Raw genomic sequence first — 14,731 nt, 5'->3', positions numbered from 1 at the left:
TTGGTTGCTTTTGGGAACGGTGCTTTTGTCTTGTAATCAAAAGAAAAATACTATGAACGACCAGGCTGATATAAAACCTCCGGTAGCAGAAAAGATAGCTAAAGAACTCAGCATCCACGGCGACAAACGGATCGATAATTACTACTGGATGAATGATCGGGAAAATCCGAATGTACTGGCCTGGCTGAACGCAGAAAACGCTTATCTCGACACGATCTTGTCGCCCGAAAAAAAGCTCCGCGAAAAACTCTTTACCGAGATGAAATCCCGGATCAAGGAAACAGACATGAGTGTGCCCTATCTTAAAAACGGTTATTACTACTATACCCGTTACGAAGAAGGAAAGGAATACCCGGTGCATTGCCGTAAAAAAGGCAGCCTGGAAGCACCGGAAGAGGTAATGTTGAACGTGAATGAACTGGCTGCAGGTCATGCCTATTGCCACGTGGCCGGCCTGAGTGTAAGCCCCGATGCAAAATTACTCGCCTACGGAATAGATACCGTCAGCCGCAGACGTTATACCATCCGGATCAAAAACCTGGAAACAAACGAACTGCTCACAGACGAAATTCATGAAACCACCGCCGGCAGCACCTGGGCCAGTGATAACAAAACCCTGTTCTACTCCCGCAAAGATACCGTTACCCTCCGGGCCGATCGTATCATGCGACACTCACTGGGTATCGCAGCCGACAAAGAAGTGTATCACGAAGCAGATGAAACGTTTGATGTAGATGTATCTAAAACAAAATCCGGCAAGTATATTATCATCAACAGCGAAAGCACCTTATCATCTGAAAGCAGGATACTGGATGCGGCTAAACCCAACGAAGCATTCCGCATTTTCCAACCGCGTGAAAAAGATATGCTGTACCATGTGGATCACCGTGATGATAAATTCTACATCACCACCAACTGGAACGCACTCAACTTCCGCCTGATGGAAACCGCGCTGGATAAAACTTCCCGTGAAAACTGGAAAGAACTGATCCCTAACCGCAGCGATGTATTGCTGGAAGGAGTGGAGCTGTTTAAAGAGTTTACGGTATTAGAAGAAAGAAAGGGCGGTTTAACCCATATCCGGATCATCAATGATAAAACACACACGGAAAAGTATTTGCCATTTTCAGAAGCAGCGTATACTGCTTCCGTAAGCAGTAACCCGGAAATGGACAGCAAGGAACTGCGGTATAACTATACATCCATGATCACACCCAACTCGGTGTATGATTACAATATGGAAACGGGCGCCAATGAACTGAAGCGTCAGCAGGAAGTACTGGGCGGCTATGATCCGAAAGATTATGCAACAGAGCGGTTGTTTGCCACCGCCACAGACGGTACTAAAATTCCGGTGTCCATTGTATATAAGAAAACGTTTGAAAAAAATGGCAAGGGGCCGTTATTGCTGTATGGTTATGGTTCCTATGGCAACAGCATGGATGCCACTTTCAGTTCTACCCGGTTAAGTTTACTCGATCGTGGTTTTGCTTTTGCGATCGCGCATATCCGCGGTGGCCAGGAAATGGGACGGCAATGGTACGAAGATGGCAAGATGTTTAAAAAGAAAAACACCTTCACCGATTTCATTGCCTGCGCCAACTTCCTGATACAGCAACATTACACGGATACCGCGCATCTTTATGCGATGGGAGGCAGTGCAGGTGGCCTGCTGATGGGTGCTGTAGCTAATATGGAGCCTACCTTGTTCAATGGCATCGTGGCACAGGTACCTTTTGTGGACGTGGTTACCACCATGCTGGATGAAAGTATTCCGCTTACCACTGGTGAGTTTGATGAGTGGGGCAATCCAAAAAATAAAGACTCGTACGATTACATGAAATCCTATTCTCCTTACGATAACGTGGAGCATAAGGCTTATCCGAATATGCTGGTAACCACCGGGCTGCACGATTCACAGGTACAATACTGGGAGCCGGCAAAATGGGTGGCGAAATTAAGGGAAATGAAAACAGATCATCATTTACTGCTGTTGCATACCAATATGGAAGCTGGCCACGGTGGCGCCTCCGGAAGGTTTAAAGCACTGGAGGAAGTGGCGTTGGAGTATTCATTCCTGCTGAAGCTTGAAGGGAAGTAAGGAAGGAGATAAAAAATTAAAAGCCTGCCGGTACATGATGCCGGCAGGCTTTTTTTATTTGGTGAGCATCTTTGCAGATGTTACTGTTTGCCCATAAAAGATCTCCGCCATCTTATCAAAAATTCCGGGATCATCTGTTGTATAAAAACTACGCTGCTGTTGCTTACTCAGCCTGCTTTCCATTTCAGGATGACGTTTCAGGTAGTCTTTCAGGCTGTGCGCCACAATTTTACCCTGCGACAAAACAGTAATACCGCCGGGTAAAAACTGTTTGATCTTTTTCATCAGCAGGGGATAGTGGGTGCAACCGAGTACCAGGGTATCGATACCTGGTGAGCCCAATAATATCTTATCCAGGTACTCCTTTACAAAGTAGTCTGCTCCTTCGCTTTCGTGTTCGTTATTTTCAATCAGCGGTACCCACATCGGGCAGGCCAGCTGATGTGTTTTTACATGCGGGAAAAACTTATGGATTTCCAGCGGGTAAGACTCAGATGACACCGTACCATTGGTAGCCAGTATGCCTACTTCACCGGTTTGCGTGATGGTACCTACCATTTCTGAAGTAGGACGGATCACGCCCAGTACCCGGTTGTCGGGAGCTATATTGGGCAGATCTTTTTGCTGGATGGTGCGCAGCGCTTTAGCAGAGGCCGTGTTACAGGCCAGGATGACCAGCGGGCAACCCATCGCAAACAGTTTTTGTACACATTCCAGCGTATAAGCGTGAATGGTATCAAAGCCACGGTTGCCGTAAGGTGCGCGGGCGTTGTCGCCCAGGTAGATGTAATCGTACTGCGGGAGTTCCGCTACTATTTCCCTGAGTACGGTTAATCCGCCGTAGCCGGAGTCGAATATGCCGATCGGACCCATGATTATTCGGTATCTTTTTGCATCAGGCCGGAACCTGTTAAGTCATAGATCTTTTGAATTTCGTGCAGTACGCCTTCGAAATCAATTTGGAGGTCTTTCAGCAAGCCGTTTTTCAAGTCATACACCCAGCCGTGTACGGTAGGGAATCCTTTTCCTACGTACGACTTCTGTACCGCTGCGGTTTTGATTACGTTAATACATTGTTCCTGCGTATTGAGTTCAACGAGGCGGTTGTAGCGTGCATGTTCGTCGCCGATAGCGTTGAGTTCGTCCATGTGCAGCCGGTAAACATCACGGATGTTGCGTAACCATGGGTTCAGGATGCCGAGATCTTTCGCTTGCATGGCTGCCTTTACGCCGCCGCAGTTATAATGCCCGCATACGATGATGTGTTTTACTTCCAGGTGTACTACCGCATAATTGATGACGCCCATTACGTTGAGGTCGGTATTGGGAACAAGGTTGGCTATATTGCGGTGTACAAAAACTTCACCTGCTTCAAGCCCCATGATCTCGTTGGTGGGAACGCGGCTGTCGCTGCAACCAATATACAGATAGTCTGGTTTCTGGGAGTCGGCCATTTTTTCGAAAAACTCCTTGTCTGTGGCCGTTTTGGAAGCTATCCAACGTTTATTGTTCTCAAATATCTCGTTATATGCTGTCATGCGGTTCCATTTTTATGCGCTAAAGATACGCATAGAAAGATATATGCAGACAACCCTTTCATGATGAATGGGTTAACGAGTACTTTTTATTGATATGCCTGGCAGGACGCCTTCTTGGAAACCCCGCATAAAATCTGTACCTTCGCAGCTTCAAAATTTACATAGCCAGCATGATCAGTGTTAAAAACGTAACGCTCTCTTTTGGTAAGAGAGTATTGTTTGACGAAGTAAACCTCAATTTCACAAAAGGGAACTGTTATGGTGTGATTGGGGCCAATGGAGCAGGTAAGTCTACTTTTCTGAAGATATTGTCCGGTGAAATAGAACCGAATAAAGGTACTGTGGAAATCACCCCCGGTGAGCGCATGAGCGTGCTCACGCAGAACCACTTTGGGTTTGATGAGGTTACCGTACTGAATGCCGTATTGATGGGTAATAAGAAGCTTTGGGAAATAGCGCACGAAAGGGACACTATTTACGCCAAGGAAGATTTTACCGAAGAAGACGGTATGCGCGCAGGCGAATTGGAAGCTGAATATGGCGAAATGGGTGGTTATACCGCAGAAAGCGATGCAGGAGTACTGCTGAGCGATCTGGGTGTGAAGGAAGAAATGCATGGAGTGCTCATGAAAGACATTGCCGGCAGCCTTAAAGTGCGGGTACTGCTTGCACAGGCGCTGTTCGGTAATCCTGATATCCTGCTGCTGGATGAGCCTACGAATGACCTTGACGTGGAAACCATCGGCTGGCTGGAAAACTTCCTGGCCGACTACGAAAATATCGTGATTGTTGTATCCCACGATCGTCACTTCCTGGATGCCGTATGTACGCATGTGGCAGATGTGGACCGTGCAAAGATCCAGATCTTCAGTGGTAACTACACCTTCTGGTACGAATCATCCCAGCTGATGGCCCGCCAGATTGCAGATAAGAACAAGAAGATGGAAGATAAGCGTAAAGACCTCATGGACTTTATCGCCCGGTTTAGCGCCAACGCCTCCAAAAGCAAGCAGGCCACTTCCCGTAAGAAAGCCCTCGAAAAACTGGTGGTGGAAGATATCCAGCCTTCTAACCGTAAGTATCCGGGTATCATCTTCAAGCAACAGCGTGAAGTAGGTAACCAGATCCTGAACATAGAGAAACTGGAAAAACTGGTGGATGGCCGCAAACTCTTTACAGATGTTACTTTCTCCGTTAACAAGGGAGATAAGATCGCATTCCTGTCTAAAGATCACCTGGCCCTCACTACTTTCTTTGAAGTGATCAACAATGAAGCAAAAGCCGACGGTGGCAAGTTTGAATGGGGTACCACTGTTACCAGTGCCTACCTGCCAAACGACAACTCCGCGTTCTTTACCAATAAAGACCTGAACCTGATGGATTGGCTGCGTCAATACGTACCACCACATGTAACAGATGTGGATGAGCCTTTCCTGCGTGGATTCCTGGGTAAGATGTTATTCGGCGGAGATGAGATCATGAAGAAAACTTCGGTGCTGAGTGGTGGTGAAAAAGTACGTTGCATGATCAGCCGCATGATGCTGCAGGATCCCAATGTGCTGATACTTGATGAGCCTACCAACCACCTGGATCTGGAATCTATCCAGTCTTTCAACGAAAGTATGATCAACTACAAAGGCGTGGTGTTGTTCACCACCCATGACCATACCTTCATGCAATCAGTAGCCAACCGTATTATTGAGCTGACGCCTAAAGGCATTATCGACAGGCTGATGACCTTTGATGAGTACCTGGCAGATGAGCGTGTGAAAGCACTGCGTGAAGAAATGTACGGCAGCGCGGTTTTAGCGTAAAAGTAAGATAACTGAAAATAATTGAAGCGAATGGTCTGCCGATCATTCGCTTCTTTTTTTAATGGTGTTTTATATCTTACAGATACTCCTCTATTACCTTTAATTTATTTTTATCGAGCGGCTTTGTAATGTACGCCATCAGCTCCGGCGTATGCTGCACTTTTTGCATGTCACGTACATCCACAGAGGAAGAACACATTATAATCGGGATGGTATTTTTCAGAGAAGTTTTCAATCCTCTGTAGGCCTCAATAAAATCCCAGCCATTCATTCGCTGCATATTCATATCAAGAATGATAAGAGAGGGTAAGGTAGTTTGCGGGGTACTGGAAAGCTGCTCCAGGGCCTCTTCTGCACAGAGAAAAGAGGTAACTATCAGGTGATTGCTTTGGTGCCCCAACATTTTTTTGATGATAAAATGAAATATTTCATCATCATCTACAACGTACACTATTTTATTCATGTCTTCCATGCTTCGGTTTTAATTGGGCTTCTGATCTTATCCAATAATAACAAAAGGCGCACATAAGACGATGTTAAAGAATGAATCACGGGCTAAACCGGCATCATATGCCTGTCACATTCTTCTTCTTAAGCATTGGTCAGGGGAGTGCAGTGGCCTCCGGCTATCTTTAATTGTGCAGCAAAGAACGTTAATTTAATTTTATTTTTATATATATCTTTTTGTCAATAACTAATCATTAACAAATGAGATAAGCGAAAAAAATACCATGAATCCGCTATAAAACCGCCACAAAAGCGAATGGCCGGAGTGAAAGAATAATCTTTGCTCCGGCCATCGACTTTATCCTGAATGCTGATTGTTACTAAAACAAGCCGCCTTTTTTCAGTGTTACTTTACCTTGTCCTATTTTGAAACCGTTGTGATAGATTTCAACTGCATAATCGCCTACCTTGAAATCGGAGTTCTGTTTCCAGTCCATGCTTACGGTTTGTTTCTGACCAGTAGTATAAGCAACTGTTTTCTTGGCAGTATATAATTTTTCAGTACCATCTTCCAGTGTAAAACGGCCGGAACCCAGCGCTTCTACAGCCAGTGGCGCTCCATCCGGAGCAGTAATGGCCACAAAAATTTCTTTATCACCGGTTGGTGCAATACGGTTGTCGTCCAGGTCAAAAGTAACCCGCATCATATCAGCGCGTTTTGCTTTGCTGGTTTCTACTTCTTTACCGTTATTCTTTACACGGATCGGTAACAGTTTAATGTTGGAAGCATGGAGTACGGAACCCAGGTCCACTTTTTTATTCAGACTGTCCTTTACCACAGACACAGAGTCGCGCTCTTTACGTGCATAATCTCTTTCACCAGCCAATACTATTTTTTCACCTTCCAGGCGTTCAATAGTTTCTGAATAACCTTCAATATTGGATTTCAGTTGCTCAATCAAACGACGGGCTTCCGCCAGTTGCGCCTGTGTAGCATTTTTGTTGTTCAGGATAGTAGAGATCCTGGCTTTCATATCCTGTATTTCCTTATCTTTTGTTTTAACCAGGCTATCCATCCGGGTGTTCTGTGAAACCAGATCATCCAGGCGGGCATTGGCCGCATTGTATTCCTGCTGCAGTGCGTCACGTGACGAAGAGATCGAATCTATCTGGGTGCTTTTTTGAACAATTTGCTCGTTGGATTTATTCTTATCATACAACATATATATCCAGGTACCGGCTAATGCTGCAATTAAAATACCGTAAATTAGACCGTTGCGGCTACGTGGTTTTTCTGGTCCGGGTGATCCCGGTGCAGGTGAATTAAAAGTGTTCTCCGTCATAGTTGTGAGTTTTATGTTTATTGTTATATGGTTAAAAATTGTTATTCAAAAGTACTTATAATATTCCTATTTTATAAATAGCTATAAAACTGTTTTTCAATCGTGCTTCCAAATATTGCGTTAGATCAATTATTACTGTTGGACATAGAAACAACACCCGCAGCTCCTGCTATAGAGCACTTATCCGAAGACATGCAACAGCTCTGGCGTGACAAAATTGCAAAAACTGCGCCAGTTTCCGGAAATGAAGATTCAGCATACGCTGACAGGGCTGGCATCTACGCCGAATTTGGGAAAATTGTGTGCATTTCGGCCGGCTTCTTTAGTCTTGAAAATAACAGGTACCAGCTAAGGCTGAAATCATTTTGTAATGATGATGAAGCAGTTGTGCTGTCAGGATTTTTAGAATTAATCAATAAATTCTATGCGAAATATCCCCGGTTCCAGTTTGCCGGGCATAACATCAAAGAATTTGATATTCCTTTTATTTGCAGGAGGTCTGTTATCCATCAATTATCTTTGCCACAGCCTTTACAGCTGCACGGATTTAAACCCTGGGAAATTCCCATGCTCGATACCCTGCATCTGTGGCGCTTCGGGGACTTTAAACATTATATTTCCCTGAAACTTCTAACGGCCGTTATGGGTATTGATACGCCCAAAGACGATATAGACGGCAGCATGGTAGGCAAGGTATACTGGGAGGAAAAAGATCTGGAACGTATTGCCGCCTATTGCCAGAAGGATGTACTGGCGGTAGCACAGCTGCTGCTGAAGTTCAAACGTTTACCGGCATTGACACAGGAAGATATTATTATCGTAAAAAAATAGACAAAAAGCATTCTAGTAATGGAGTACCAGGATATCATCAGGGATTGGAAGCAGCAAAAATTCAAATCATTATACTGGCTGGAAGGAGATGAGGACTTTTTTATTGACCAGGTGACCAGCTATGCAGAACATGAGCTGTTACCTGAATCAGAAAGAGGCTTTAACCTCACGGTCCTTTATGGAAAGGATACTGACTGGAGCCAGGTGATCAACGCCTGCCGCAGGTACCCGATGTTCGCTGAAAGACAGGTGGTACTGCTCAAAGAGGCGCAGGCCATGCGCGATCTGCTGAAACTGGAAACCTATATCGATAACCCGCTTACTTCTACGGTGTTTGTAGTGGCGCATAAACAGGGCAAAATAGATGGCAGGAGTAAAATGGCCAAGCTCATAAAGGAAAAAGGCGTACTCCTGTCTACCAAAAAATTATATGATAACCAGCTGCCCACGTGGGTTGAAAGCTATGTGAGCAGCCGCGGACTGGCCATCTCACAAAAAGCGGCTATCCTCCTGGTAGATCATATCGGTAACGACCTTTCCCGTATCTCCAATGAAATAGATAAGTTGCTGGTAAACCTTCCCGCCCAGAAAAAGATCGACGAAGCGGATATTGAAAAGTATGTGGGCATCAGTAAAGAGTACAATGTATTTGAACTACAAAACGCCCTGGGACAGAAGAATACGGCTAAAGTATTCCGGATCATCGCTTACTTTGCCGCCAATCCCAAAGCAGCGCCCATCCAGATGACATTACCCGCACTCTATAATTTCTTCGCTAAAGTAAACCTCATTTTCAGCGTAAAAGGGGGCGAAAAAGAGGTGGCCACGGCGCTGGGTGTACATCCGTTTTTTGTAAAGGACTATATGAACGCTGCCCGTCAATACGGACCCGAAGGAACCGAGAAAGCTATTTTGCTGCTGCACCAGTATAACCTGCGGAGTATAGGCATTAACGATAGTGGCGTGGAAGACGGGGAACTGATGAAAGAACTGATGTATAAGGTGATGAATTAATTAATTATGCTGTTTTTTATGGCTATTGGGGTAAAGAAGATATTCAGATTGCTGTTTGGCCTGCTGTGTTTCGTTTTAAGTAGTTGCTGCGCTTTAATTGTGCTGATGAACATCATCACTCTTCATCGTGGAGCGATCGGGTTGGATCTTAGCATGAGCACCAACACGGCTATGATCATGTGTTTTTATGTAATCGCGTCTGCCTTTTTTCTATGGCGTGGGGTTCGTTTAATGAAGCCCCCTAAAAAGGACGAGCAAAAAACGGAACTCCTGGGAGAAGAATTCTAAATCTTCGCCAGTATCTCCTTTGCCTGCGCAGAATCCTTATCCATTTGTACTATCAGCGCATCTATATTGTCAAATTTCAGGTTGGAGCGGATGTATGCTACAAAATGAACCGTTAATTCCTGCCCGTAAATATCTTCATGAAAATCAAAGATGTGTACTTCCAGACGGAGATCGGTGCCATTAAAAGTAGGGCGGAAGCCGATGCTCATCACGGCAGGTAATAATTCGCTGCGGCCGCTGAGCTGGGCGTTTACGGCGTAAATACCTTCAGCCGGAATCAGCTTTCTTTCGTCGGTGAGGTGCAGATTAGCGGTGGGATAACCCAGTTGCCGGCCCATTTTATCGCCATGCACTACGGTGCCGGTTAAAAAATAGGTGTAATCCAGCAATTCATTGGCCAGCCGGATATCGCCTTCCTGCAGGCTTTTACGGATTTTGGTAGAACTCACCGTAAGATCATGTACTACCTGCTGCGGAATTTCGATCAGGGTAAAGCCATACTGCTGCTGCTCTGCTTCGAGCAGTTCCAGTCCGCCTTCCCGGTTGTGGCCAAACCGGTGGTCGTAGCCTATAATAATGGTGTGCGGCCTGAAGCGCGCTACCAGGAAGTCTTCCAGATAACTGCGGGCGGGCATCTCAGAAAATTCTTTCGTAAAAGGCACTACTACCAGGTGATGAATGCCGGCACGCTCCAGCAAGGCAATTTTTTCAGGCAGGGTAGTCAGCAGCCGGATATTATTCGGTTTGGGTTGTAATACCTCCCGCGGATGCGGATCAAAGGTAATGATCACGGTTTCGCCGCCGCAGGTGTTGGCAGCCTGCTCCAATTGCTCAATAATGAAGCGGTGGCCTGCATGTACTCCGTCGAAAGTGCCTATCGTGATAACAGCATTACGGAATTCCGGTAAATGGTCTAAGTCCCTGTGAACCTGCATATAAATCAATAACTATCAAAATCGCCGTGCAAATCTAACACATTCGGCGGGCATTCTGCATGGAATCTGTTACTTTTGCAGCCTGAAGAGCATCTTTATTTAGTTTACTTTTTATTTACATATTTATTTATTTCCCGGTGGATAATAATATTTACGCCAAACGCGGTGTTTCAGCAGGCAAGGAAGATGTGCATAATGCCATTAAAAACATTGACAAGGGCCTTTTCCCGAAGGCATTCTGCAAAATTGTACCTGATATTTTAGGAGGCGATGAAGCTTATTGCAATATTATGCATGCAGACGGCGCCGGCACCAAATCTTCCCTGGCTTATATTTATTGGAAAGAAACCGGTGATCTGGGTGTATGGAAAGGCATCGCCCAGGACGCGATTATTATGAACATGGACGACCTGCTTTGCGTGGGTGCTACAGACAATATCCTTCTTTCTTCCACCATTGGCCGCAACAAACAATTGCTGCCGGGTGAAGTAATTGCTGCCATCATCAATGGCACAGAAGAAATCCTGGCAGAACTGCGGAACCACGGTATCAGCATTTACTCTACCGGTGGAGAAACCGCTGATGTAGGTGACCTTGTACGCACCATCATCGTGGATTCTACCGTTACCTGCCGCATGAAACGTGAAGACGTGATCTCCAACGACCGGATCCAGGCAGGCGATGTGGTGGTAGGGCTGGCATCCTACGGACAAGCCACTTACGAAACGGAATACAATGGCGGTATGGGCAGCAATGGCCTCACCAGCGCGCGTCATGATGTTTTCAGCAAAGCTATTGCGGAAAAATACCCCGAAAGCTTTGATCCCAATATTCCTTATGAACTGGTGTTCAGCGGTAAAAAATCGCTGACAGATAAAATAAATATTCCTGGCTTTGGCGCGGTGGATGCAGGTAAACTGGTATTATCGCCCACCCGTACCTATGCCCCTGTGATCAAGAAAGTGCTGGAGCAATTCCGGCCGCAGATTCACGGGATGGTACATTGCAGCGGCGGTGCTCAAACCAAAGTGCTGCACTTCATTGAGAAACTGCACGTGATCAAAGACAACCTGTTCCCGGTGCCTCCGTTGTTCAGTCTTATCCAGGAGCAGTCCGGTACTCCCTGGAAGGAAATGTACCAGGTGTTTAACATGGGACACAGAATGGAACTGTATGTGCCGGAAGCAATAGCAGCTGATATTATCAGCATTTCCAAAAGTTTTAATATCGATGCACAGATCATAGGCAGGGTAGAAGCCGCAGAAGAGAAGAAAGTAACCGTGAAAGCGCCGGCTGGAACCTTTGAATATTAGGTCATAGTGTATAGGGAGTGTATGGAGAGTGCATTGATAGTGCATGAGGAGTCCATCAGAAGTGCATGGAGAGTCCATGGATGATCCATGGTATACCCAGGTATGAGGCATTGGCGAAGTACCCCTGAAGTAATTCCAAGCTGAGGATGATGAATAGAATAAGGGCAGGCCACAGTGTAAAACCGTGGCCTGCCCTTATTGATCATTTATAGTTGTGTTAGTTTTGCAGACTAAACCTGATAGGAAGATTAAACTGCACCGCCACCTGGCGTTCATTTTGCACACCTGGTTCCCATTTCGGCATGGCTTTCACTACCCTTATCGCTTCATCTTCCAGGCCGTAACCTTTCTTTGCGCCTATTGTTCTCACATCATGGATGCTGCCATCTGCATCTACAATAAACTGCACAAAGGTGGTACCGCTTATATTCGCTGTTTGTGCCTGTTTGGGGTAACGGATATTTTTGCTAAGATATAATCCAAGGGCATTTTCGCCGCCGGGGAATTTCGGTGGATGTTCCACAAAGGTGAATACTTCTTTATCGTTAGGTGGCGGGAAATTGACGGTATGATCACCGGTTTTCGGTGTCTGTTTGCCAGCATCCAGCATAAAGCGGATAGGCAGGTTAAACTGTACGGAAACAGCCCGGCCCTGATGCCTGCCGGGTATCCATTGCGGCATTCCTTTTACTACGCGCATCGCTTCTTCAGCAAGACCAAAGCCTGGGTTTTTTCCCACTGTACGAACGTCTGTAATATTACCTTCCTCATCCACCACATAACTTACAAACACAGTGCCTGTAATGTTTTTTTCCTGTGCAGCTTTAGGATACCGGGTGTTTTTGGAAAGATATTTTGCAAGCGCTTCTTCTCCGCCCTGGAAAGTGGGAGGCTGGTCTACCGAAGTATAAACGTTGTCTTTCCTGGTGGTTACCTTTTTAACCGGTGTGGTATCCACTGCGATGGTGGCCGAAGGAATAGCAGCGGCAGTGGTGGTAAGCGCCGGAATGGCGGACGGACGCTTATCGGCCACAAATGCAAGGGAGCAAAAAATGAAGGTAGCCAGCGGCAATACCATGATGCGTCGCAGGTAACTGAATCTGGGAGTGTGGAATTGTGTCAGCATAAGGATTCTTCTTTTTATTGGCGGATGAAAAAAGTCGTTTGTAATACTGAATTGTTTGCTTTGAAAGGCCATCTGGAGGATGGTTTGCGCGTAGCCGGCTATTTCTTCCCCGGCTGCTTTTTTGTCGGCCAGGAATTCATGTACCAGTGCCAGTTCCCTTTTTATCAGGTGAAAGAAGGGGTTGATCCAGCATACCGCGGTAACCAGTTCCATGAATAGTTTATCCGTACTGTGTTTCTCCTGCAGGTGTACCAGTTCATGTTTAAATATCTGTTGCCCTTCGGGAGAATTCAATGATGTTTGTTGATCCCAGAAAATATAGCGGAAGAAAGAAAAAGGCGCTTTGATGTCCTTGTTCTTTACAAACCGGTAGGGAGGAATTTCCTGCACCTGGCTGCGGCGGATGAGGTTCTTAATCCTGAAAAGACTGATCAGTGTTCGTGTCAGCAGCAACGCTATCACCGCGATGTACAGGGTGTTGAGCACCATGCCGGAACTGATCCCGGGGTTGGCCGGTATCACGGTTTCGCGGATATTAACAATGCGTGTTGTATAAGACAGCACCGTGGAAGTTTCGGCGGCCTGGCCTGGCAGTGGAATTTTCAGGAGGGGGGTGAGCAGGGAAACCAGGGTGATGAGCACCAGGTAGTACCGGTTCCATTGGTGGAAACGGTTATTACGCAGGGCGATATAGTAGTAGCCGTATAAAACGGCTGAACAGATGATCACTTTGGAGAGATAGGTGAGCAGAACTGTCATGGTTAAGGTTTTTGGGCTGCTTTAATTTTTTGTACCAGTTTCTCCAGTTCAGCGATGCTCAGTTCTTTTTCTTTCACAAAAAAAGAAACCATGTTGCTGAAGGAGCCGTCGAAATAGCCTTTCACGATATTGTTGACTGTTTTGTGGCTGTAAGCATCTTTGGTTACAAGGGCAAAATACTGGTGTGATTTACCGTAAGCTTTAAAGTCGACGAATCCTTTTTCAATCAGTATTTTCACAAGGGTGGACACCGTATTGTAATGCGGTTTGGGTTCGGGCATTACTTCTATGATATCTTTCACGAAGGCCGGGCCGGTTTCCCAGAGTGCCTGCATGATCTGTTCTTCTGCTTTGGTGAGTTGTTTCATATTTCTCGTTTGTAAAACCAAGTTATAACTAATAGTTTAGTTTTACAACTATTTTTTTAGTTTCAGAGAGATAGATATTTGACATATTATCACAACGAGTTATTTTTTAATTAGTTATTTTTGTCCGCACAGACCGTAAAAAACAGAAAGGACATGACGCCTGAACAACCTATCATACAATTAACAAACGCCAGTATATACCAGGGCCATTCATTGATATTAGCTGATGTGAATATCACGGTGAACAAGGGTGAATTTGTGTATCTCATTGGTAAAACCGGTACCGGGAAATCCAGTTTGTTAAAGACATTGTATGGAGATTTACCTTTAAATGATGGCACGGGACAGGTAGTTGGTTTTGATCTTAAGAAGATGGATTGGAAAAAAGTGCCGTATCTTCGCCGGAATCTGGGTGTGGTATTCCAGGATTTTCAGTTATTAACCGACCGCAACGTGCATGATAACCTGAAATTTGCGCTCCGGGCTACCGGTTGGCAGGATCCTAAGGAAATGGAGAATAAGATCAACGATGTACTGGAAAAGGTGGGATTGGGTACCAAAGGCTTTAAGATGCCGTACGAGTTATCGGGAGGGGAGCAGCAGCGTGTGGATATTGCCCGTGCTATGCTGAATTCGCCAAAACTGATCCTGGCGGATGAGCCCACTGGTAACCTGGATCCGGAAACTTCCGATGGTATTATGCAGCTGTTGTTCCGTATTTGCCGTGAAGGAACTGCCATAGTGATGGCCACACACGATTACATAGTATTACAGAAATTCCCGTCGAGAGTACTGCGTACAGAAAACGGGCACGTAACGGATAATGCAGCTGTGAATTTTTCTTCTTAGGAGTT

At 45.7% G+C, this 14,731-nt stretch carries 14 protein-coding genes; 7 read left to right on the top strand and 7 right to left on the bottom strand.

What is annotated here, in order from left to right:
• Window positions 1-52 precede the first annotated feature (52 nt).
• Window positions 53-2,101 (top strand): S9 family peptidase, encoded by a 2,049-nt coding sequence (locus QFZ51_RS28820; protein WP_429050855.1) that lies wholly within the window; start codon window positions 53-55, stop codon window positions 2,099-2,101.
• Between the two features lie 54 nt (window positions 2,102-2,155).
• Here the strand turns inward: QFZ51_RS28820 and murI are convergent, their stop codons facing one another.
• Window positions 2,156-2,974, bottom strand: a complete 819-nt coding sequence (gene murI, locus QFZ51_RS28815) for a glutamate racemase (protein ID WP_370912400.1) — start codon at window positions 2,972-2,974, stop codon at window positions 2,156-2,158.
• 2 nt (window positions 2,975-2,976) lie between these two features.
• On the bottom strand, window positions 2,977-3,639 hold the full coding sequence (locus QFZ51_RS28810) for a carbonic anhydrase (protein ID WP_429050853.1): 663 nt from the start codon (window positions 3,637-3,639) through the stop codon (window positions 2,977-2,979).
• Window positions 3,640-3,809: 170 nt separating this feature from the next.
• Here QFZ51_RS28810 and QFZ51_RS28805 point away from each other — a divergent pair, with 170 nt between their 5' ends.
• A complete protein-coding gene (locus QFZ51_RS28805; protein ID WP_429050851.1) occupies window positions 3,810-5,453 on the top strand; it encodes an ABC-F family ATP-binding cassette domain-containing protein in 1,644 nt (547 codons plus the stop codon).
• Window positions 5,454-5,529: 76 nt separating this feature from the next.
• Here QFZ51_RS28805 and QFZ51_RS28800 read toward each other — a convergent pair whose 3' ends face one another.
• Entirely contained in the window at window positions 5,530-5,925 is a 396-nt protein-coding gene (locus tag QFZ51_RS28800) for a response regulator (protein ID WP_429050849.1), read from the bottom strand.
• A gap of 355 nt (window positions 5,926-6,280) precedes the next feature.
• Complete coding sequence (locus tag QFZ51_RS28795) at window positions 6,281-7,243, bottom strand: hypothetical protein (protein WP_370912404.1); 963 nt, start codon at window positions 7,241-7,243, stop codon at window positions 6,281-6,283.
• 138 nt (window positions 7,244-7,381) lie between these two features.
• Here QFZ51_RS28795 and QFZ51_RS28790 point away from each other — a divergent pair, with 138 nt between their 5' ends.
• The 3 genes from QFZ51_RS28790 (at window position 7,382) to QFZ51_RS28780 (ending at window position 9,376) form a co-directional block, all read left to right on the top strand.
• Window positions 7,382-8,074, top strand: coding sequence for a ribonuclease H-like domain-containing protein (locus QFZ51_RS28790; protein ID WP_370912405.1), 693 nt, complete (start codon window positions 7,382-7,384; stop codon window positions 8,072-8,074).
• 18 nt (window positions 8,075-8,092) lie between these two features.
• A complete protein-coding gene (holA, locus tag QFZ51_RS28785) occupies window positions 8,093-9,088 on the top strand; it encodes a DNA polymerase III subunit delta (protein WP_429050847.1) in 996 nt (331 codons plus the stop codon).
• A 105-nt stretch (window positions 9,089-9,193) separates the two neighbouring features.
• Window positions 9,194-9,376, top strand: a complete 183-nt coding sequence (locus QFZ51_RS28780) for a hypothetical protein (RefSeq protein WP_429050845.1) — start codon at window positions 9,194-9,196, stop codon at window positions 9,374-9,376.
• Here the strand turns inward: QFZ51_RS28780 and QFZ51_RS28775 are convergent.
• Entirely contained in the window at window positions 9,373-10,311 is a 939-nt protein-coding gene (locus tag QFZ51_RS28775) for a bifunctional riboflavin kinase/FAD synthetase (protein WP_370912408.1), read from the bottom strand. The genes QFZ51_RS28780 and QFZ51_RS28775 overlap by 4 nt on opposite strands.
• A 137-nt stretch (window positions 10,312-10,448) precedes the next feature.
• Between QFZ51_RS28775 and QFZ51_RS28770 the strand changes: the two genes are divergently transcribed.
• On the top strand, window positions 10,449-11,624 hold the full coding sequence (locus tag QFZ51_RS28770; RefSeq protein WP_429050843.1) for an AIR synthase related protein: 1,176 nt from the start codon (window positions 10,449-10,451) through the stop codon (window positions 11,622-11,624).
• Window positions 11,625-11,841: 217 nt separating this feature from the next.
• Here QFZ51_RS28770 and QFZ51_RS28765 read toward each other — a convergent pair whose 3' ends face one another.
• Together QFZ51_RS28765 and QFZ51_RS28760 are read right to left on the bottom strand one after the other, a co-directional pair.
• On the bottom strand, window positions 11,842-13,509 hold the full coding sequence (locus QFZ51_RS28765) for a TonB family protein (protein ID WP_429050841.1): 1,668 nt from the start codon (window positions 13,507-13,509) through the stop codon (window positions 11,842-11,844).
• Window positions 13,510-13,511: 2 nt separating this feature from the next.
• On the bottom strand, window positions 13,512-13,877 hold the full coding sequence (locus QFZ51_RS28760; protein WP_079470433.1) for a BlaI/MecI/CopY family transcriptional regulator: 366 nt from the start codon (window positions 13,875-13,877) through the stop codon (window positions 13,512-13,514).
• Window positions 13,878-14,030: 153 nt separating this feature from the next.
• Here QFZ51_RS28760 and QFZ51_RS28755 point away from each other — a divergent pair, with 153 nt between their 5' ends.
• Window positions 14,031-14,726, top strand: a complete 696-nt coding sequence (locus QFZ51_RS28755) for a cell division ATP-binding protein FtsE (RefSeq protein ID WP_370912411.1) — start codon at window positions 14,031-14,033, stop codon at window positions 14,724-14,726.
• Window positions 14,727-14,731 lie beyond the last annotated feature (5 nt).

The organism is Chitinophaga sp. W3I9 (assembly GCF_050434025.1).
Taxonomy (GTDB): Bacteria; Bacteroidota; Bacteroidia; order Chitinophagales; family Chitinophagaceae; genus Chitinophaga.
This window is presented reverse-complemented; position numbering and strand designations above follow the sequence as displayed.

Coding starts and splice junctions, on each gene's coding strand:
- QFZ51_RS28820 (WP_429050855.1), top strand. CDS start 53: ATGAACGACCAGGCTGATATAAAACCTCCGGTAGCAGAAAAGATAGCT.
- murI (WP_370912400.1), bottom strand. CDS start 2,974: ATGGGTCCGATCGGCATATTCGACTCCGGCTACGGCGGATTAACCGTA.
- QFZ51_RS28810 (WP_429050853.1), bottom strand. CDS start 3,639: ATGACAGCATATAACGAGATATTTGAGAACAATAAACGTTGGATAGCT.
- QFZ51_RS28805 (WP_429050851.1), top strand. CDS start 3,810: ATGATCAGTGTTAAAAACGTAACGCTCTCTTTTGGTAAGAGAGTATTG.
- QFZ51_RS28800 (WP_429050849.1), bottom strand. CDS start 5,925: ATGGAAGACATGAATAAAATAGTGTACGTTGTAGATGATGATGAAATA.
- QFZ51_RS28795 (WP_370912404.1), bottom strand. CDS start 7,243: ATGACGGAGAACACTTTTAATTCACCTGCACCGGGATCACCCGGACCA.
- holA (WP_429050847.1), top strand. CDS start 8,093: ATGGAGTACCAGGATATCATCAGGGATTGGAAGCAGCAAAAATTCAAA.
- QFZ51_RS28780 (WP_429050845.1), top strand. CDS start 9,194: ATGAACATCATCACTCTTCATCGTGGAGCGATCGGGTTGGATCTTAGC.
- QFZ51_RS28775 (WP_370912408.1), bottom strand. CDS start 10,311: ATGCAGGTTCACAGGGACTTAGACCATTTACCGGAATTCCGTAATGCT.
- QFZ51_RS28765 (WP_429050841.1), bottom strand. CDS start 13,509: ATGACAGTTCTGCTCACCTATCTCTCCAAAGTGATCATCTGTTCAGCC.
- QFZ51_RS28760 (WP_079470433.1), bottom strand. CDS start 13,877: ATGAAACAACTCACCAAAGCAGAAGAACAGATCATGCAGGCACTCTGG.
- QFZ51_RS28755 (WP_370912411.1), top strand. CDS start 14,031: ATGACGCCTGAACAACCTATCATACAATTAACAAACGCCAGTATATAC.